Genomic DNA, 18,327 nt, shown 5'->3' on the forward strand with positions numbered 1-18,327 from the left:
TTAATTGGGCGGATCGATACGATTGACAACAGCTGCCCAAAGAATCATCGGTGAACCAACACCTAAACAGAATAACCACTGCTGCCAACTTAAAGGCGCTGTTTCAAACACGTAATTAATCAACGGCACATGGGCAAAGATAATTTGCAAAACAATCGCCCCTAAAATCCCGAAGGCAATGGCAGGAATATCAACATTCTCTTGAATTGTGCCGTCCATTTTGGCAATCAGGTTGGGAATTAATTGGCTAATACTCAATAAATAAAATATTCGCCCCGCAATTAACGAGTTAATCGCCATTGTTCGTGCCAAATTTAAATCGCCTGTGGTTTGGCGGATATATTCAAATACGCCAAATATCACAATCCAGTTAAATAAAGAAATTGCCAAAATTCGTTTTAATCGACTTGTCGATAATAAGGGTTCGTTGGGATGGCGCGGTGCTTGTTCCATGACGTTTTGCGCTTTGGGTTCAAAAGCTAAGGGTACTGTCATGGTGATGGAGTTGAGCATATTTAGCCAGAGTACTTGTAAGGATAAAATCGGTAAATCTCTGGCTAATAATGTGCTAATCAAAATTGTCATTGATTCCCCACCGTTAACAGGCAAAATAAAGCAAATTGCTTTGATCAGGTTTTTATAAACTGCCCTTCCTTCTTCTACAGCCGCTTCAATAGAAGCAAAGTTATCGTCGGTAAGCAGCATATCTGCGGCTTCTTTAGCAACTTCTGTACCTGCGCCTCCCATTGCAATCCCGATATCTGCTTGTTTTAAGGCGGGTGCATCGTTGACACCATCTCCTGTCATAGCGACGATTTCGCCTTTTGATTGTAAGGCTTCGACTAAACGCAGCTTTTGTTCAGGGGCGACACGGGCAAAGACTACGCCTTCTTCGGCTACTTGGGCGAGTTCTGCTGGTTCCATTTTGGCGAGTTCTGCACCTGTGAAGGCGAGAACTGAACCATTTTTGTTGATGCCCATACGACGAGCGATCGCCTGAGCTGTGATAGCATGATCTCCGGTAATCATCTTCACCTGAATTCCGGCTGATTGGCAGGCTTGCACCGCTTTAATCGCACTCTCACGGGGTGGATCGATCATTCCCTGTAAGCCTAAAAATATCAAGCCATCGGCAATATCTGGATGATCTAGGGTATTTTGCTCATCACTAACGGGCTTTTTCGCTAACGCCAATACCCGTAAGCCTTGCCGTGCCATAATATTCACTTCTCGCTCGATGGAAGTTTGGCGTAGTGTTTCTACACAATCGAGGGGGCGGGGTTGTCCGTTAGTATTCAACAGCAAGGTGCAGCGTTGTAAAATCGCCTCAACGGAACCCTTGATATATATAGTTTTACCCTTGGGTGTGGCGTGCAAAGTCGCCATGTATTGAAAGTCTGATTCAAAGGGTATCCCATCTAATTTAGGCATTTGCTTGATTAAAGTCGGCTGGCTAAATCCAGCTTTGTTTGCCGCTGCAATTAATGCACCTTCGGTAGGATCTCCCATGACTACCCATCTACCATTTTTCGTTTCTAGGTGGGAATCATTGCAGAGTAAGCCAGCGATTAAGCATTCTTGCAAACCCTTATCGCTGTTCAAATCAACTGGTTTTTCATCGTTGAGAATTTCTCCATCGGGCGCATAACCGACACCAGTGACAGTATATTGATGTCCTCCTGCATAGATGGCTTGTACTGTCATTTGGTTTTCTGTTAAAGTCCCGGTTTTATCCGAACAAATGACAGTTGCACTACCCAAGGTTTCTACGGCGGGTAATTTGCGGATAATTGCATTGCGTCGCGCCATGCGGGAAACACCAATGGCAAGTGTAACTGTGACTACTGCTGGTAAGCCTTCAGGAATGGCGCTGACTGTTAACGCTACCGCCGCTTCTAAAGCATCTTGAAAGCTGCGAGAACCTAATCCCACAACAAAGCAGAGGGTAGCCAGCCCTAGCACCATATACAACCAATTTTGGCTGAATTTGTCGAATTTTCTGGTTAAAGGCGTAGAAAGATTGGTATGCTGCTCCATTAGTTCGGAAATACGCCCGGTTTCCGTAGCGTTTCCTGTAGCCACAACAATTCCCGTACCTTGCCCAAAGGTCACAAAACCACCCGCATAAGCCATGTTTTTCCGTTCAGCTAAGGCGGTATCTGGCTTGAGAATTGCAGTATCTTTTTCTACTGCAACTGATTCCCCTGTTAAAGCAGATTCATCAATTTGGAGATTTTTTACTTGAATTAACCGTAAATCTGCTGGTACTTTATCGCCGGAAGTCAGTAATACAATATCTCCAGGTACTAACTCACTGGATGGTATGCGAATTTTTTGACCATCACGGATCACAGTAGCTTCCGTAGTAATAGCTTTGGCTAAAGCCGCGATCGCACTCTCGGCTTTTGACTCTTGGATAAACCCAATGATGGCGTTAGTAGTCGTCACACCCCAAATTACCCCAGCGTTGACAAAACTACCTGTCACCGCCTTCACCAAACCCGCACACAACAAAATAATCAGTAGCGGTTGGTTAAATTGCAGTAAAAATTTTAACCACCAAGGTTGACCAGGCTTCGCTGCCAGTTCATTTGCGCCCAATTCATGTAACAACCGTTGTGCTGTAGCCTTACTCAACCCATATTCAGCATCACTTTGCAAACGCGCGATCGCATCCGAAATATCCAAGCCATGCCAAACAGTCAGCTGCTTATCTTCTGGTGCGATGGTAGATACAGCTGGAGCCATAACTATTTATTACCTTTTCTACAGTGTTATATAGAATATAACACTGTAATTTAGTGCCAAGAAGCATAAAACACTAAAATAATTTAATGCTAATCATAGCTAGCTTCAATTTGTCATTGGTTATTAGGCATGGGGTAGGGCATTTATGATTTCTTTGCGTCTCTCATACCATTTCTCTAAATTCTGACTACAGATAATTCTCCCCCTGCTCCCTGCCTGACAGGTGTAGGTTTATTACAAATGCTTTTATCGCGATCTCAAATCTGATGGTTGGTAATGGCAAAATACTCGTTTACTCTCACCACAACGTGCTGAACGTCTTTGGTTAGCGTTCGCCCTTGGCGTTGGCGCAGCCATAGCAGTTGCTACATTGCGGATGGTTATACTTGGTGGTGAGGTAGTGCGTTCCTGTCGCCTTGCGTCGGAAAGCAACTACCTCACCCGTAAGGGTGAAGCTGAAAATCAATCTCCTCTCCCAAATTACCAACAACTTCCCAACAAACATATCGCCTTCTCTAAATCCTTTCATCCAAAACCACTACGTCAGATTTCTTGTTTTCTTCTGGGTTTTATTACCCTGATTGCTTGTTTGCTCAATGGTTTGTCAATTCATCTTCATTGTTGGAGTTCCTTTCCTCCTACTCCTGTTGATGCTTTCTATTACTCACACTTGCCCTCCGCGTAAAATACCTACACCTATCAGCTGCTCCCTATATCCCTTGTCCTCCTTATCCCCATTCTCCAATCACCAATCTGCTTTTATCGGCTATTGGGGTTACGGTTCGCAACGTGAATTGACGGCGTTGTTAACTAATTTGTCTGCAACATCTCCACTATCTACACAGCAGTTTTCTCAAAAGGAGAATCAACTCCTTTGGAATGTTGTTCATCTGGGAATAAATAGAAACTCTTCCCCACAGCAAAATACAATTGCTGCGATTTCTGCATCGGGTTTATCCACTACGCCGGATGCTTGGGTAAATGTGACGGAAAATCACCACCTCATTTTGGCGAGAGAACCTTTCGGTAGGGTTCCTTTATACTGGACTCAGCAAGGAGAGGTGATTTGGTTTGCATCTCGGTTGCAACTACTGTTACCAATTCTGCAACAGCGCGATGTTAGCCTTCCTGGCTTATATGGTTACAGTTGTTTTTCCTACGTCCCCACTCCCCTAACGCCTGTTAAAGAAGTATTTGCAGTCCCGGCGGGAACTGAGATGATTTGGCAGGGTAATTATGAATTGGGTAAACTCTCTCAGCCGCAATCTCGAAGTATACACTCGTGGCGGGAACAGGCGGAACAAATTAAAGATGAAGCTACAGCCGTTACTCAATTGCAAACTCTCCTCCAAGCATCGATTTATCAGCAAATTGCTGATTTAAAAGCTGAACCTGTGGGAGTTTTTCTCTCTGGTGGCCTAGATTCTTCAATTGTGGCGGCGTTGTTGGTGCAAGCTGGAGTGAAAGTCCGTGCCTATACTCTCAATTTTGGTAGCGCTGGGATTCCGGAATTCCCTTATGCAGAACAGGTGGCGCAGTTTCTTCAAATTCCTTTAGTGAAAGTAGCGGCGACTCCACGGGAAATTAAGAAGGCTTTAATTTCTACTGTACAAGCGCTGGATTTACCTTTTGGCGATGGGGTGACTGTTCCTTTGTATCTCTTAGCGCAAGCAGCTAGCCAGGAAACTTCTGTAATTTTTAATGGTGAAGGTGGAGATCAATTATTTGCTGGGTGGACGAATAAACCTTTAATTGCGGCGGGGATTTATCAGGCGGAGGAAAGTTTTATCTTGCAATATCTGCGCACGTTTCACCGCTTTTGGGGGTATGAATCGCAAATTTATCAGCCAGAAGTTTACGCACAGATAGAGAATTTACACCCCCAAGATTGGATTGTTGAAGCGCTAGATGCAACTTGCTGTCCTTCCCTACTGCATCGCCTCCGCCGCGCTAGCTTGATGCTGAAAGGGGCGCAAAATATCCACCCTCGCGCTACTGCTTTGAGTTTTGCACATGGGTTGTGGGTGCGATCGCCTTTTTGCGATCTACCTTTAGCAGAATGGACGTTTAGCTTATCTGGCGAACTCTGTTTACAAGGTGCGTGTGAGAAATATATCCTGAAACGAGCTGTAGAAAATTGGCTACCACCGGAAATTGTTTGGCGACAAAAGCGCGGTATGGGCGTTCCCTTAACCTCTTGGTGTTTCAATGAGTTTTGGCACGATGTAGGTATCTGGCTAAATCCAGCTATACTCAGTGCTGAAAACCGTTTTTCCTCCCAGATAGCTGCACAAATTGTTACAGGCGAACTGGGAGGAAGTATTCAAGGTAGACGGATTGGTGAGAGTTTGTGGTTATTAATTATGTGGGAACTTTGGCGATCGCATATTTTAGGGGAAAACCCAGGTAAACCTTCGTGGAATCATCCGTTTTGGCTACCTAGTTGGTTATGGAGAAGATACAAGCAATGGCAAACTTAACCTTAGAATTAGCGCAGGAGTTACTGAAGGTCTACGGTTCGCCGCTTTATGTGTATGATGGCGATCGCTTACGTCAAACTATTAAGCACATTACTCAAGCCATTAGCTATCCCCGGACACAGTTTCGCTTTGCTAGCGTTACTAATGGGAATATTGCGTTACTCAAAATTTTTCGTGCTGCTGGCTGGGGACTCCACGCCAATACACCAGGAGATATTTATCTGGGGTTGCAAGCGGGTTTTGACCCTGGTGATATTGTTTACAGTGGCAGTAATTTAAATCGAGATGAGATGGTTCAAGTTTTGGATTGGGGGGTGAGAACGTTAAATCTCGATAGTGTGAATCAGGTGGAGTTGTTTTGTGAGGTTTTTTCTCACGCAGAGACGCGGCGAAAAGTCGGAGCGCCGGCTTCCGGCGATCTGAACTTTTCAAGACAGAGGCGCAGAGAGGGAGAGGTTAAGTTGGGGTTGAGGGTAAATTTACCGGAAGTTACTGGCGATAGTCGCATTGGTGTGCGTCCGGAGGAGTTTGACCCAGCGGTGGCGATTGCGCAGCAAGCAGGATTGAAAATTAAGGGGTTGCATTTTTACCGAGGGACTGGAACTAATGCGACAGAAGCTTTTACCGAAGTGATTGATACTGTGCTGGCGACAGCGCAAAAGTTACCAGATTGGGAATATTTGGATTTTGGTGGTGGCTTTGGCTATCCCTATCATCACGGTAAAGCAGCTTTTGATTGGGAAGAGTTTGGCGCAAAGTTGAGTGAGAGAATTACAGCTTTGGGGCGGGAAATAGATTTAGTAATTGAACCAGGACGAGCTGCGATCGCAGGTTGTGGTACTTTGTTAGCGCAAGTTGTTTCTGTAAAATGGCAAGCCGAAAAACAGATTGTGGGAGTTGATACCACCGTTGCGAATCTCTCAGTGCCTGCTGTACATGGTGGCTATCGCGAAATCTTCGCATGGAAACCAGGAGAGAACACGCGAATTTATCCCACTGATGTTTGTGGTAACACAACTTACTCCAGAGATTATTTAGGTAAAAATTGCCAACTTCCAGCTTTAGAAATTGGGGATATTATCGCCATTTTAGATGTCGGGGCTTATGGTTATGCGATGTCTTCTCACTTTTTACATCGTCCCAAACCTGCGGAAATTTTATTAGAAAATAATATACATCATCTAATTCGTCAGCGAGAAGATTATAGTGTTTTGTTGATGAATCAGATACTTGAAGAGAAAAGTCCAATAACAAATGACCAATGACAGCCATTGCGAAAATATTACAACTTAACCGTCTTATCAAACTATGAAATGTATTAACTGCGGAACTGACAATAAACTAAGAGATAGAACAGCTAATAATGGTCGGTGTATGCAATGCCAGCATCCCTTCGTATTTGAACCAACCACTATGGGCAATGTCAAAGTTACTGACCCTATGTTTGCCAAAGTAATATCTATTATCTCTGCTAATAACACTTTATTTTTTACACCGAAACAGCTTTTGTATTTGTTAGATGCTCGTCTGAAACGAAATTCATTTACTTTATTTGCTATTATCTTATATATATTCTTTACGATTTGGGTGACAGGTTTTTTCGGAACAATACTTTCAAAAATATTTGGGAGTAGTTCTTTTTTAATTGTATGGTCTGTATACCAATTAGCTTGGACGTATTATTTATATAAAAATACCAAATCAAGTAAGTTAAACAGCATAGGTAGAAAAACAAGTGCCAGAATGTTGCAAATCATAGGAGCCATCATTCTGGTGGCAGGAATATTTTTTAGCATATCTGTCTTAGAGTCATACATATTATTTGTAGTTGTCGTGCTAATGGGAATGTTTTCAATCTACTTAGGCACTAGACAGCTAATTCGAGTTAATGAGGTTCAGGAATTTTTAATTACGCAAATACAGCTTCAAGAATGGCTAAATCGTTGGCAGAGAATCAACGGTGCTGTTAATAAAATTCTACCAGCGGCACGAGAAGAAACTGCACCTGCGACAGTCAATTCTGATGTTACTGCTTACAGTTTTGATAGATTAGTAGTTTGCGATCGCACTGTTATTGCGCAACAATTAATTGCTAATAATTTCCATTTTGAAAACAACTGTGCAATTCTCAGCATCACTGGATATCCCCAAAGTATCTTTGACACAACAATGGAAATGCTGCGTCGTAATCCAGAATTAAAAGTATATGCACTACATGATTGCAGTCCTAAAGGAATTAGTTTAGTTCATCAACTCCGCACTAGCCCTAAATGGTTTCTCAATAGCAATGTGACGATTATCGATATTGGCATATTACCACGTCAAGTTATTGCTACTAAGCGAGGAATGTTCGTTCAAGCCTCCCCAGATTCAGCACAAGCAGCTAAAGATTTGTTTGGGGAAGTTCGTCAGAATTTAACTGCTGAAGAATTAGCATGGTTAGATTCTGGAAAGTTTGTAGAGTTGGAATCTCTCACTCCCCAAAAAATCATTAAAGTATTGCAAAGAGGTATTGCTGGTAGCCAAAATTTAGAAATTGATGATAGTAGCTTAATTTTAGTAGGCGATACAGGCAATGATATTTATTTTGTTGAAAGCTTCGGGTAAGATTATTTCATGTTACTATCAACACGAAATAAAGAATCGCTAGATGTATTCATAACCGCATCATAGCGCTGGTGAGGGTTTAGATCCTGGTTCCACTTATCAAGTAAAGAACTAGCTGTTGCTGGTATGACATAACGCAGCGTTTTTCCAGTTTTCTTATTTTTAATTAGCGCAATACCAAAGTTGCTAGAGTCGCTTTTTGCAGGGACAATTCGCAGAGAATTTTGTCCTGGCGTAGCGACTGTTGCAATCATAATTCCATCCGCAACGCAAGGACAGGGTACATTCGCACCGTCTTGGTAAGTAACATCTAAGTCGCGGGGTTTAGCATCAAGACGCTGCATTGCATCTAATCCTATACGAATTCCCAAAGCAATGTAACTGCCAAAACCTCCATGTACCCGTTTTCCTAGAGTCACCCATTCTTCTGGAGTTTCGGCGGAAGCAACAAAAATCGGAAATCCCAAGCACAAGCAAATTAGCAAGCATGAGAGTTGTATGAGTTTTTTTGTCATAAAGATTTTCAGATTTCCTAGAAACACAGATATGTGGGCATTACCTACAGATACTATATAAGAATTATTGATTCACTCGTAACCAAATTTCTAAACTTACCAATAACCATAATTTAACACCATAACGCCCCCAAATATCGCCCTCATAGTTTAGCCAATTACGAAGTATTGATTGATTAATATAAGGCGCGATCGCACTTTTTTTACTCAATAACAATTTCCGCGCTTCTCGTTGCCAATATTTGCGAAATCCCAATTGCACGGGAACCATCATGCCACTTTTAGGGCGATGAATAATTGTCTCTGGTAAGATATCTGCAACTGCTTGTTTGAGTACGGCTTTTTCTTCTACGCCAGAAAGTTTATATTGTGGAGGAATTTGCATACTCAAATCTACAATACGTCGATCGAAAAGTGGCGATCGCCCATGTAAACCTACAGCTTGAGTTAAATTGTTTACCTTGGTGAGGATTTGATCGGCTCCTTTAAATTTGATATTTAGTGCCATTAACCGATTTAAATAACTAGCATCAGAATTTAGATCGGTAGCAAATACTGATGGTGCTGTTTGTAATGCTTGCCAAATTTCTGGTTGCAAAAGTCGCGGCAAATCTAATGCACATTTCTGAAAGGAAATTAGATATGCTTGTAATGAATCTTGATGAGTAACTGAGCTATATATGCTATTAATTAACATTGGCTGATTTTTCGGGCCGCCGAAACAGGGATCGCCGCCTTCACCATTGAGTAAAACTTGCACGTTCTCGCGCGCCATTCTTCCTAATAGCAGATTTGGTACTGTCAACGGATCGCCTATAGGATCGTCTAAATAAGCCATCGTTTCTGGTAGGCGTTCCCACATATCGCGGAAGGTAATTTCCAGAATATGGTGTTGCGTTTGGCAATGTTTCGCCACCAAACTAGAAAACTCTAACTCATTAGGCAATTCTGCCCCAAAATGAATTGAGTAGGTATGTACGGGTAGATGATGGAACTTTGCGGCTAATGCTGTAATGCTGCTGGAATCTAAGCCACCAGAGAGGAAAACACCAACAGGTTGGTTTTGGGGAAGATATTCTTGCACAACTTGGTTAAGCAGAGAACGTAGCCTTTCCCCATGCCATACTAATGAACGATCCTCACCTGTAATTTGTTCTTGCAGTTTCCAATAAGTATGAACTTGCGTAGAAGTCAAATTAATCGCTGTTCCCGGACGAACTTCTCGCACCTGTTCCCAAAGCGTTCGTTCTCCTGGTACAAAGGCGCAACAAAGATAATCTCGCAACGCCACCAAATCCAAATTTTTTGAATGATAGGGTGTAAGCGATCGCAATTTCGGCGCAATCCAACGCACTGCACCCGTAGTAGTGTAGTAGAGAGTACGGCTACCGATGCGATCGCGTCCTAACCATAATACTTGCTGCTCCCGATCCCAAACCACGAACGCAAACATTCCCACCAAAAGATCCAAGCATTGCAAACCGCATTTTTCCCAAAGTTGCGCAATCAGTTGAATATCGCTTCCCAAAAAACCATTAGCATCAATTGCCAATTTTTGCAGCAACTCTACTCGATTACTTAACCAAACATCTCCAACAACCACAAATCGCTGTGTTGGACTCAGTGCAAATTCTGGATCGAATTGAGAAATAATAGCGAACTGTTCATCTCGCCACACTACATCCTCTGTTAGTGAATCTAATCTTCCCCATGCTACAAGCCAGCTAGAATTACTCTCGATAGGTGAGAGTACGGGTTTACGACTAGGAAAAAGATTAAATCGCATGGGAATTTGATTTTAGTATTTTGAAAGCCACATTCAATTGAGAAATCGCTCTGAAGTTAGAGAAAAATTCTTGGTTGTGGCAGAAGATTTTCTGACTTCACCCAAGTATCTTAATCAGTTAGCGAACAAATAGCTACAAGCAAACAGAACAAGCACCAATTATGGATAACAAAGAAAATAATACTGAAGCGAAGCAAATTTCGCGCGTCATCAAAATAGATGGTCAGCGTCCAGTTGACCCTAGCGATTTAGAGATTCAAGATACTCTCGAAATCGACGGTCAACGTCCAATTGCTAAAAGCGATATTCAATCAGATCGAACAATTGATATTGATGGTCAGCGTCCGATTGCCAAAAGCGATCTTCAGGATCGTGAAATGCTAGCTGTAGATGGCTTACGTCCAGTCGATCCCAGCGATTTAGAGGTTGAGGATACTCTCGAAATCGATGGTCATCGTCCGATTGCTAAGAGTAATTATGAGGTTAAAGATACTCTTGATATCGATGGTCATCGTCCCATCACTTCAAGTAACACAGAAAAGCTGGAAATTACCACAGATTATGTAGATTAAAGTTTGTCTGTTTTGCTGACTATTAAAAGGAAGCCAAATAGCCTCATAAAGTTATCATTTCTAGATGTAAAAATTCTTCCTTTTCATAAAAAACATTTTTGTTCCTTGGGGATGCGATCGCATTCCTCACAAGTTTTTGCTAAATCGAGAACTCGTTTTCACATCATTATTTGTCTTGCCGATGTTGAACTAACCAATAATGTACCCCGATCATCACCATCGCCAGTGGCAGCATTAACATGGGTATAATATTCAACCCTGCCCAGTTCGCCAACCAGCCCACTCCTGTCGGCACGATCGCCGCTCCAAAACTGGCTGTACTGGTAGCAAATCCTACTGTCGCAGGTACGAGCGATTCTGGTACTCGTTGGGGAATTAGCCAGATTGTAGCGGGGAAAATGGCGGCTAAGGCAAAGCCGATTAACGGTAAGCTAATCCACTGATTCGGGAAGAGCCACCAAGCGGCCAGGCTAATTGTTAGTAAACTTAGGGATAGGCTGATGGTACGAACGGCACCCAACCGATTCAAGCAGTAACTCAAGCTGAAGCGTCCGATTGTCAACCCCATCCAATAGGCACTGACAGTATATCCTGCAATCAGTTCGGGTGTTTGTCGGGCAACAGATTGTACTGTGTATGCCCAGTTACCAACCGAGGCTTCGGTGCCTACATAGACGAGCAAGAGTAGTCCAGTTAGCAGCACAGCAGGATGGTGGAGCGATCGCCGCAAATTTCCCACCGCAGTTGTATCAGATGGCGTTACTCTTGTCATCATCGGCTGATAGCGGCAGAGAATCACGCTGACAAGACCTATGACCAACACGCTAACTACGCTTGCCAATACTAGATATACTTGCCGCCAATTTATACCAACGGCTAACAGCGTTGTTGCTACCGCAGGCCCCAAAAGTGCACCAATGCCATAGAAGGCATGAAGCGAACCAATTAAGTTGGCACTACGCGAATCCTGCACGATGTAAGTATTGATACCTGCATCAATTAAGCCGATACCCAGTCCCAGTAAGGTTCCCGCAGCAACCATAACCAGCCAGTAGGGAGACAATGCATAAATGAGCAACGCAGTTGTCAGACTGCTGGCAGCGATCAGGAGCATTCGCGCTAACCCTAAACGGCTACTAACCAGACTACTGCTGAAGGCAGCGACAATATAGCCGCTAATTTGGCTGACAAACAGCAGCGTAACTGTTGCTGGTGTTAGTTGATAGGTTGACAGGATGGACGGTAACAGCACCCCTAATCCAGCTTCGGCAATACCAATGGCAATGAAGGCATAGAAGGAGATCGCCACTCCCATCCAACGGGATGTCAGGAAACGTTGCTGCCATCGCGATCGTTTGTATTGGTCGCATTTCATGGAAAAACTCCAAAAGTGAAATCTGGCTTTTCACGGTCTTCAATTAATTTTAGGGACGATCGCTTGTGAAGCTCGATTGGGGTTACGGTCTAACTGGGTGAGAGCGATCGCCAAAACAAGCAACCCAATTGCAATAATTCTAGAAGCGGTAATTGGACGCGGAGCTATACTAAACCAGCCTAATCGATCGATTACCACAGAGAGGATCATCTGGCTGCAAACGACGGAAAGCGTTGTGGTTGTTAATCCCAATTTAGGCACTACCAGCGTACTCAACGTGACGAAAGCTGCTCCGAGAAATCCTCCCAGAAACGCCCACCAGGGAACTGCCAGCAGGCGATCGAGGGGTGGGATTGGTAGAACCTGCAAAATCATCAGTAGCGCCAAGGTTGTAAAACCAGCAATAAAGTTAATTGCGGCAGCTGCAATTGCAGAGTTGAGTGTTTGCCTTAAACGAGCATTCGCAGCTGCACCGATTGCAATTAAGACACCCCCTGAGCCTGCACCCAGCAGTGCGAGTAACATATTCATAAGCAAGGAAAAACAGTAACTTACTGAGCCAGAAAAAAGACAGCGATTAGCAATAGCCCGATGGCAAAGCGACGATGGCTTGTTAGGCGATGTTGAGGCACTCCTAGCCAACCAAAATGATCCGTGATGATGCCTGCGATCGCTTGTCCACAGACCACAAATCCTAGGGTCAAGGTTGGCCCTAGTAGGGCAGTGAAGTAAGTACTGGAAGTGATATAGCCAGCGCCTAAAACTCCACCCATAAAGCTCCATCGGGGCGCTTTGGATAGAGCAGACCAGTCAGGCTCGCCAAACTGTCCGCTGAAGAGGAGTGCAATTAAAGCCAGCGCGCCAACAAGGTAGGAAATATCCGCAGCTAAAGGAACTGAGTGGAGGGAACGTGCAAGTTGAGCATTTAGGCTAGCTTGAATCGGTAATACGGCTCCACTTAGTAATGCCAATAGTAAGTACAGATATATTTGGCAGCGAGAAGCAATTGTAGAGCGTAAGCGAAGCACAATCGCAGGTAAGCGACTGAAACGGTTAGTAGTCATGATTTGTGTGAGGAAGAAAATCTTAGTGGATAGCCAGGTTCTTGCAGGTAGTGAATGAATCATAATTTATCTTGATATCAAGATACTTGCCCTAAAGGTAAATGTCAAGAATCTTGATATCGAGATATAATGAACCCATGAAACAGGACTACATTGACCAAATTGTGGAGCAGTGGCGGCAAGAGTCACCTCAACTTGATTCTTCGGCGTTAGCAGTGGTGGGTCGCGTGCTGCGAATTGCCCGCTTGCTGGAAAAGCACCGAGAAACCTTACTAGCAAAGTATGGGCTAAGTGTCTGGTCGTTTGATGTGCTAGCCACCCTAAAACGTCAGGGAGCGCCCTATCAACTGAAACCGACGGATCTCTACGATCTGCTGATGTTGTCTTCAGGAGCAATGACAAACCGGATCGATCGCCTGGAGCAAGATGGGATTGTGATACGCTTGCGTGACTCTGGCGATCGCCGCAGTGTGATTGTGCAACTCACACCCAAAGGCATTCATTTGGCAGATACTGTGATGCCTGTTTTATTTGAGCAAGAACAGCAACTTCTGGCTCAGTTCACAACCACTGAAGTAAAGTCTCTCACAACGCTACTACGGAAATTCTTGGTGTCACTTGAGGAGAATCAAACATCATGAAATGCTGACACGCCGCCGATCGAGTTCTGCTTCCAAAAAGTGATTTCTTGCTGGGGAAAATAAACTCTACCTCTACTGTGCAATAGATTTTAAATCTTCAAGAACATCACTTGCAGATTGATAGCGATCGCTAAAATGATAGCGCACCATCTTATCCAAAATTGCGGCGAATTGTTCGCTAACTTTTGTTTGAGAACGCCAGATAATATTGCCTGTTTCTAGATCGGGATGAAGTTCCTGCGGCGAAATACCAGTGAGTGCTTGAATTCCAATCATCCCCAAAGCATAAATATCACTGCACAAGCGCGGATGACCTGCAAATTGTTCTGGTGGTGCATAACCGCGCGTTCCAATCGCTACTGTAGCTAATTCTGTTTCCTCACTATCTGGTGGTTGCATCAACTTGACTGCACCAAAGTCAATCAATACTAATTGATTATCTTGATTAGACCGAATAATATTAGTTGGTTTAATATCTCGATGAATTACTCGATGTTCATGGACAAACTTCAGAACTTCTAAAACTCTTTTGAGCATATCGATAACAACAGTCTCTTGTTGTACGCCCTGTACGGGTGGTAATTCCTCACTCAAAGTATGTCCAGGAATATACTCTTCCACTAAATAGAATTCTTGATTATCTTCAAAATAAGCAAGCAGTTCGGGTATTTGATGATGTTTACCCAAAGCTTGTAAAATTTCGGCTTCTGTATTAAATAATCTTCTAGCAACTTCCAAAAATTTAGTATCTCGACGTGCAGGCATTAATTGTTTCACTACACAAGTAGGATTGCCTGGTCGTTGAGTATCATGTGCTAAATAAGTGCAACCAAATCCACCAGAACCCAGAATTTTGGAGATTTGGTAACGTCCACCCAAAAGAAAATCACCAGTTGTTTTTGCTGCGACAATTTGGGGACTATTGTGATTATGTCGGTCTCTAATTGTTGTATCTGCCGTAGTTTCTTTTAAGAGAATATCTAACTGTTCAATAACCTCTTTTTGCTTTTCAACTTGCAGAATAATCAACTGAGTTTGCTGCTGAGTTTGGTAGGTAGTGAATACCATAACACTCATACCAGTAATTACCAAAGTCAGGGTAGGTGGTACTAGAGGAACCCAGCCGGAAAAGAGAAACAAACCAAAACAGATACTTACCAAAGCAATGAGAGTTGTCACACCCACTACAACGAGTAGCAAAGGATGCCGCAGTCGCCACGCAACAGTCCCACCCACTAAAGCCCAAGCCCATACCCACAGAAGTTCAGCCCAGTCAGGCCAGACCCAAATCAAGGGTCTACCATCTAATACATGACTGATGATTTGACTTGCTATCTGTGCATGAATGTATACAACGGGTGTTCTTGCAGGTTGTTGTGGTGACGCACTGTAAGGTGTATATAAACCAGGATGAATACTAGCAGCAGTAGCGCCAATAATTACTAAACGGTCTTTGACGCGATCGCGATTAATTTTATTTGTGAGAACATCTGTTAAAGTCACTTCTTGGGCAAAGTGGGTAGGGTGACGGTAATTTAATAATAATTGGTAGCCTTGAGCATCCAAATGTTCGTAACTGCCGTAATTAGCTGTCAAAGTTGGAATAATAGTTTTACCTATAGAAAAATGCTGTTTATCGGGAAAATCTAATTCCAAACCAGCTTTTTCTAAGTAACTAATTGCTGCTAATCCTGCAAATGAAAATTGCGTTGTACATTTTTTATCTGTATCTGTAGGGTGCGCAAATATTAATCCACGTCGGACAATTTGATCGTCCTCATTATCAGAAATCAAATCGTTGTAGCCAACATTATCAATACTAAAGTTTGGCGGTGGTGGAATTTCTGGTCTGCCCATGCTACTTAATAAACAAGTAGCAATAATATTGTTGCGATTGGGTATGCCAGCCGCCAAATTCTGTTGTGCTGATCGGTAAAGATTTAATGCAATAACACGGGGTTGATATGACTCTAGTTTTTGTAGCAGCTGATTGATTGTATTATCCGATAACGGCCACTTCTGGCGCTCTAAATCGGTTTCAGTAATTGTCACCAATAAAATCCGATTATCCGGCCCTTCTACAGGACGCGATCGCAACATTCTATCGTAAACTTTTAATTCCCAAGACTGTAACCATTTCAGTTCGCGCACTCCCCATACTAAAGCTGTCACCCCGACACTGCTGGCTAAAACGATTTGCAGCCATTTCTTTGTGGGAGAACTGTCTCGATAAACCCGATCTTTGGTAAATGCGCCTCGCAGTTTTTGTAATATTGCACTAATCACAGAATTGCGGCAATAGCCTAAATTTGGTAGATGTTAAGGGCTTTGGGTTCAAAGTCGATAACCCCAAGCTTTATTTAATTTAGCAATTTATAGTGGCATTTCGTAGCAAGTGCTAAAGTGCTTAAAAATACAGGGCTAAAGTTCCAATTATATTTACAAGCACCAAGCAATCAAAAAGGAAGCTGCAATATAAGAAAAAGCTTCAATTAAACCTGCACCCATATTTGGTATTTCCTGATTAACAATTTCATCAGAAATTTTCACACCAGGTACTAAAATTAAATCGGCTAACCAACGAATTACTATCAACGAAATCAAGCAAAATAATAGTAGCAACCCATACTGGGTAAAACTAACAAGCCAGTTTTCAAATTCAGCTGCAAAAGCGACTCGTGCAATATTACCAGTAGCAATTAGTAAACCCGCTAAAGCTACACCAGCAGCCGGGTTATTGCGCTTTTCAATTTCTGCAAACACATTATATTTAGTAATTTTGGGATAGACAAAACTCACAATTACGAGTAATCCCAAGCCAATTAACCAACACGCTACTGCTACTAACCAGCCACCGCTTTCGCCTGCTAAAGCTGCACTTAAAATTAATCCATTGGCGATGTGATTTCCTGCTTCTACAGTAGCAGCACCAACATTACGGTCTTGAATAATTTCTCGCTCGCAATTAAAGCGGCGCAAGATTAAGCGATCGCCTACCCAAGCACCTGCTAACATTAATAAAATTACTGTTGCACCGTAGCTGACTAAATTCAGTGCTTTATTTTGCCAATTAACTGCACTTTGACCGAGAACGCCACCCAAAGCGATTACTATACCAAAATAGTAACCGACTAAAGCAATAGCAACAGCCGGATTATCTTTAACAAACAATTCTAAATTCAATTCCATTCGCCGCCGAAACAGCTTTTGATAAGCTAATTGTCCCAGCCAAAATACACCAAAACCGACTAATAACTCTACTAAAATAACTCCTAATTGCGTAAGTAAATCGATAGTTTTTTCGTTCATTTGCTACCACCTGCCAGGTTTTGGAATAAGCTGATTAGGGTATCAGCCAACTGGTCATAAAAAAAGTAATCGTGAGCGCCTATAGTAGTTATGGGTGTACCACCAAACTGACTTTTAAATCGCGAAAATTTCGCATAACTATGATTTGGATCTTGGCTAAAACCATAAAAATCATAGAATTGACAACCGCGAATTTTTGCCCTTTGCATTGCCTCCCAATGTAAGCTGTAATTTGCCATCACTTTTGAATGTGCTAAACTACGTCCACCATATAAATAAGTAGCAATATTACCGCAATATACAACTAAAATTGCTGCCAAAATCTCGCCTTGCCAATAGGCTAAACCAATTTCTGCCATGTCAGCTGCAAATAAAGTTTGGCAAAGATTGATAAAAAAGCCGTAAGGTTCGCCAAAAAACTGCTGACGCTGCACAGTTTCCCAAAATAAGTCATAAAATAGCGGGATAGTTTGGGAATTGCTGCTAAATTCTGTTGTCACACCATAGCGTTGACTCAGCCGGATATTGTAGCGTCCCTTCGGCTTCATCGCTGCTAATATTTGGCTAGCATCGGGGCGTAAATCTATTAATAAAGTTTCACTTGGTAGTAAGTCAGCAGGTGCGCGAACAAATTTTTTAATATACTCAGGTTTAGTTTGCCATAGAGGTTCAATTCGCAGTGCGATCGCACCTAATTTTTGTGCTAATTCTTTAGCTTTATTTAACAATAACTCTATTGCTGCTTCTGGGGATTTTTCTGGTAAAATCGGGCCGCCAGGAGCAATTAACAAATTGGCTTTATTAGAATGCGGATATAAATAGTATATACATCCTCCCGTTAATTTACTATTTTCAAATAATCCATAGCGAAAGGTTTTATAACCCTCTATCTCTTTAAAATCTGCCCAAATCGAAGTTTGCATAAAGCAACTGTGCGGCACATTTGTTACCAACGAATCCCAATCCCGATATTCTGCTTGATTTAATTCTCTAATAGTTAATTTATGAGCTTCTTTTTCTAATTGATTTTTTATAGCATTACTTGTTTTCATGAATCATGTTATTTTTGGGACTTAACAGTGTATTTAGTTCTCCGACTTATTGAACTCGGATTTAGCCATTTGGGCACAGAGGAGTTTATCAAGCTTTACTTAGGAGAAGCTGACGAGGATGAGAATCATCAGTAAGGGCACGGCATCCACAGATTTGGGGTAAAACAGACAACTTATC

Annotated in this window: 15 protein-coding genes; 5 read left to right on the top strand and 10 right to left on the bottom strand. The window is 42.6% G+C overall.

The window, feature by feature from the left end:
- Nucleotides 1-2,748: a cation-translocating P-type ATPase gene (locus AACU33_RS09350; RefSeq protein WP_096588251.1), complete on the bottom strand. Its 2,748-nt coding sequence runs from the start codon at nucleotides 2,746-2,748 to the stop codon at nucleotides 1-3.
- 246 nt (nucleotides 2,749-2,994) lie between these two features.
- Nucleotides 2,995-3,180: a hypothetical protein gene (locus AACU33_RS09355; protein WP_339375874.1), complete on the bottom strand. Its 186-nt coding sequence runs from the start codon at nucleotides 3,178-3,180 to the stop codon at nucleotides 2,995-2,997.
- Nucleotides 3,181-3,467: 287 nt separating this feature from the next.
- On the opposite strand from AACU33_RS09355, the gene AACU33_RS09360 reads away from it, so the two are divergent.
- The 3 genes from AACU33_RS09360 to AACU33_RS09370 all read left to right on the top strand — a co-directional run bounded on the left by AACU33_RS09360 (nucleotide 3,468) and on the right by AACU33_RS09370 (nucleotide 7,835).
- Nucleotides 3,468-5,228, top strand: coding sequence for an asparagine synthetase B family protein (locus AACU33_RS09360; RefSeq protein ID WP_339375875.1), 1,761 nt, complete (start codon nucleotides 3,468-3,470; stop codon nucleotides 5,226-5,228).
- On the top strand, nucleotides 5,216-6,493 hold the full coding sequence (locus AACU33_RS09365; protein ID WP_339375876.1) for a diaminopimelate decarboxylase family protein: 1,278 nt from the start codon (nucleotides 5,216-5,218) through the stop codon (nucleotides 6,491-6,493). The genes AACU33_RS09360 and AACU33_RS09365 overlap by 13 nt, the downstream gene beginning before the upstream one ends.
- Nucleotides 6,494-6,971: 478 nt before the next feature.
- Nucleotides 6,972-7,835: a hypothetical protein gene (locus tag AACU33_RS09370; RefSeq protein ID WP_339375877.1), complete on the top strand. Its 864-nt coding sequence runs from the start codon at nucleotides 6,972-6,974 to the stop codon at nucleotides 7,833-7,835.
- 2 nt (nucleotides 7,836-7,837) lie between these two features.
- On the opposite strand, the gene AACU33_RS09375 is transcribed toward AACU33_RS09370, so the two are convergent.
- Together AACU33_RS09375 and AACU33_RS09380 are read right to left on the bottom strand one after the other, a co-directional pair.
- Nucleotides 7,838-8,350 (bottom strand): formylmethanofuran dehydrogenase subunit E family protein, encoded by a 513-nt coding sequence (locus AACU33_RS09375; protein WP_096588255.1) that lies wholly within the window; start codon nucleotides 8,348-8,350, stop codon nucleotides 7,838-7,840.
- 64 nt (nucleotides 8,351-8,414) lie between these two features.
- Entirely contained in the window at nucleotides 8,415-10,136 is a 1,722-nt protein-coding gene (locus tag AACU33_RS09380; protein WP_096588256.1) for an asparagine synthetase B family protein, read from the bottom strand.
- A 161-nt stretch (nucleotides 10,137-10,297) separates the two neighbouring features.
- Between AACU33_RS09380 and AACU33_RS09385 the strand changes: the two genes are divergently transcribed.
- Nucleotides 10,298-10,708: a hypothetical protein gene (locus AACU33_RS09385; RefSeq protein ID WP_096588257.1), complete on the top strand. Its 411-nt coding sequence runs from the start codon at nucleotides 10,298-10,300 to the stop codon at nucleotides 10,706-10,708.
- Between the two features lie 166 nt (nucleotides 10,709-10,874).
- On the opposite strand, the gene AACU33_RS09390 is transcribed toward AACU33_RS09385, so the two are convergent.
- Genes AACU33_RS09390 through AACU33_RS09400 form a run of 3 tightly spaced genes read right to left on the bottom strand, consistent with a single transcriptional unit; the run spans nucleotide 10,875 to nucleotide 13,210 of the window.
- A complete protein-coding gene (locus tag AACU33_RS09390; protein WP_339375878.1) occupies nucleotides 10,875-12,083 on the bottom strand; it encodes an MFS transporter in 1,209 nt (402 codons plus the stop codon).
- Nucleotides 12,084-12,122: 39 nt separating this feature from the next.
- Entirely contained in the window at nucleotides 12,123-12,614 is a 492-nt protein-coding gene (locus AACU33_RS09395; RefSeq protein WP_096588259.1) for a DMT family transporter, read from the bottom strand.
- Nucleotides 12,615-12,634: 20 nt separating this feature from the next.
- Nucleotides 12,635-13,210: a DMT family transporter gene (locus AACU33_RS09400; RefSeq protein ID WP_339375879.1), complete on the bottom strand. Its 576-nt coding sequence runs from the start codon at nucleotides 13,208-13,210 to the stop codon at nucleotides 12,635-12,637.
- A gap of 74 nt (nucleotides 13,211-13,284) precedes the next feature.
- On the opposite strand from AACU33_RS09400, the gene AACU33_RS09405 reads away from it, so the two are divergent.
- Nucleotides 13,285-13,788 carry a MarR family winged helix-turn-helix transcriptional regulator gene (locus tag AACU33_RS09405; RefSeq protein WP_096588260.1) on the top strand — a complete coding sequence of 168 codons (504 nt, stop codon included), beginning with the start codon at nucleotides 13,285-13,287 and terminating at the stop codon, nucleotides 13,786-13,788.
- A gap of 72 nt (nucleotides 13,789-13,860) precedes the next feature.
- Here the strand turns inward: AACU33_RS09405 and AACU33_RS09410 are convergent, their stop codons facing one another.
- From AACU33_RS09410 to AACU33_RS09420, 3 genes are all read right to left on the bottom strand, one after another.
- Nucleotides 13,861-16,074: a CHASE2 domain-containing serine/threonine-protein kinase gene (locus AACU33_RS09410; RefSeq protein WP_096588261.1), complete on the bottom strand. Its 2,214-nt coding sequence runs from the start codon at nucleotides 16,072-16,074 to the stop codon at nucleotides 13,861-13,863.
- Between the two features lie 153 nt (nucleotides 16,075-16,227).
- Complete coding sequence (locus tag AACU33_RS09415) at nucleotides 16,228-17,097, bottom strand: DUF350 domain-containing protein (RefSeq protein WP_096588262.1); 870 nt, start codon at nucleotides 17,095-17,097, stop codon at nucleotides 16,228-16,230.
- Nucleotides 17,094-18,149, bottom strand: coding sequence for a lipid II:glycine glycyltransferase FemX (locus AACU33_RS09420; RefSeq protein WP_096588263.1), 1,056 nt, complete (start codon nucleotides 18,147-18,149; stop codon nucleotides 17,094-17,096). The genes AACU33_RS09415 and AACU33_RS09420 overlap by 4 nt, the downstream gene beginning before the upstream one ends.
- Nucleotides 18,150-18,327 lie beyond the last annotated feature (178 nt).

This window comes from Calothrix sp. NIES-2098 (genome assembly GCF_963875125.1).
Classification (GTDB): domain Bacteria; phylum Cyanobacteriota; class Cyanobacteriia; order Cyanobacteriales; family Nostocaceae; genus Aulosira.

Bases quoted from the DNA above. Each gene is read 5' to 3' on its own strand.
- AACU33_RS09350 (WP_096588251.1), bottom strand. From the start codon at position 2,748: ATGGCTCCAGCTGTATCTACCATCGCACCAGAAGATAAGCAGCTGACT.
- AACU33_RS09365 (WP_339375876.1), top strand. From the start codon at position 5,216: ATGGCAAACTTAACCTTAGAATTAGCGCAGGAGTTACTGAAGGTCTAC.
- AACU33_RS09370 (WP_339375877.1), top strand. From the start codon at position 6,972: ATGTTGCAAATCATAGGAGCCATCATTCTGGTGGCAGGAATATTTTTT.
- AACU33_RS09375 (WP_096588255.1), bottom strand. From the start codon at position 8,350: ATGACAAAAAAACTCATACAACTCTCATGCTTGCTAATTTGCTTGTGC.
- AACU33_RS09380 (WP_096588256.1), bottom strand. From the start codon at position 10,136: ATGCGATTTAATCTTTTTCCTAGTCGTAAACCCGTACTCTCACCTATC.
- AACU33_RS09385 (WP_096588257.1), top strand. From the start codon at position 10,298: ATGGATAACAAAGAAAATAATACTGAAGCGAAGCAAATTTCGCGCGTC.
- AACU33_RS09390 (WP_339375878.1), bottom strand. From the start codon at position 12,083: ATGAAATGCGACCAATACAAACGATCGCGATGGCAGCAACGTTTCCTG.
- AACU33_RS09395 (WP_096588259.1), bottom strand. From the start codon at position 12,614: ATGAATATGTTACTCGCACTGCTGGGTGCAGGCTCAGGGGGTGTCTTA.
- AACU33_RS09400 (WP_339375879.1), bottom strand. From the start codon at position 13,210: ATGATTCATTCACTACCTGCAAGAACCTGGCTATCCACTAAGATTTTC.
- AACU33_RS09405 (WP_096588260.1), top strand. From the start codon at position 13,285: ATGAAACAGGACTACATTGACCAAATTGTGGAGCAGTGGCGGCAAGAG.
- AACU33_RS09415 (WP_096588262.1), bottom strand. From the start codon at position 17,097: ATGAACGAAAAAACTATCGATTTACTTACGCAATTAGGAGTTATTTTA.
- AACU33_RS09420 (WP_096588263.1), bottom strand. From the start codon at position 18,149: ATGAAAACAAGTAATGCTATAAAAAATCAATTAGAAAAAGAAGCTCAT.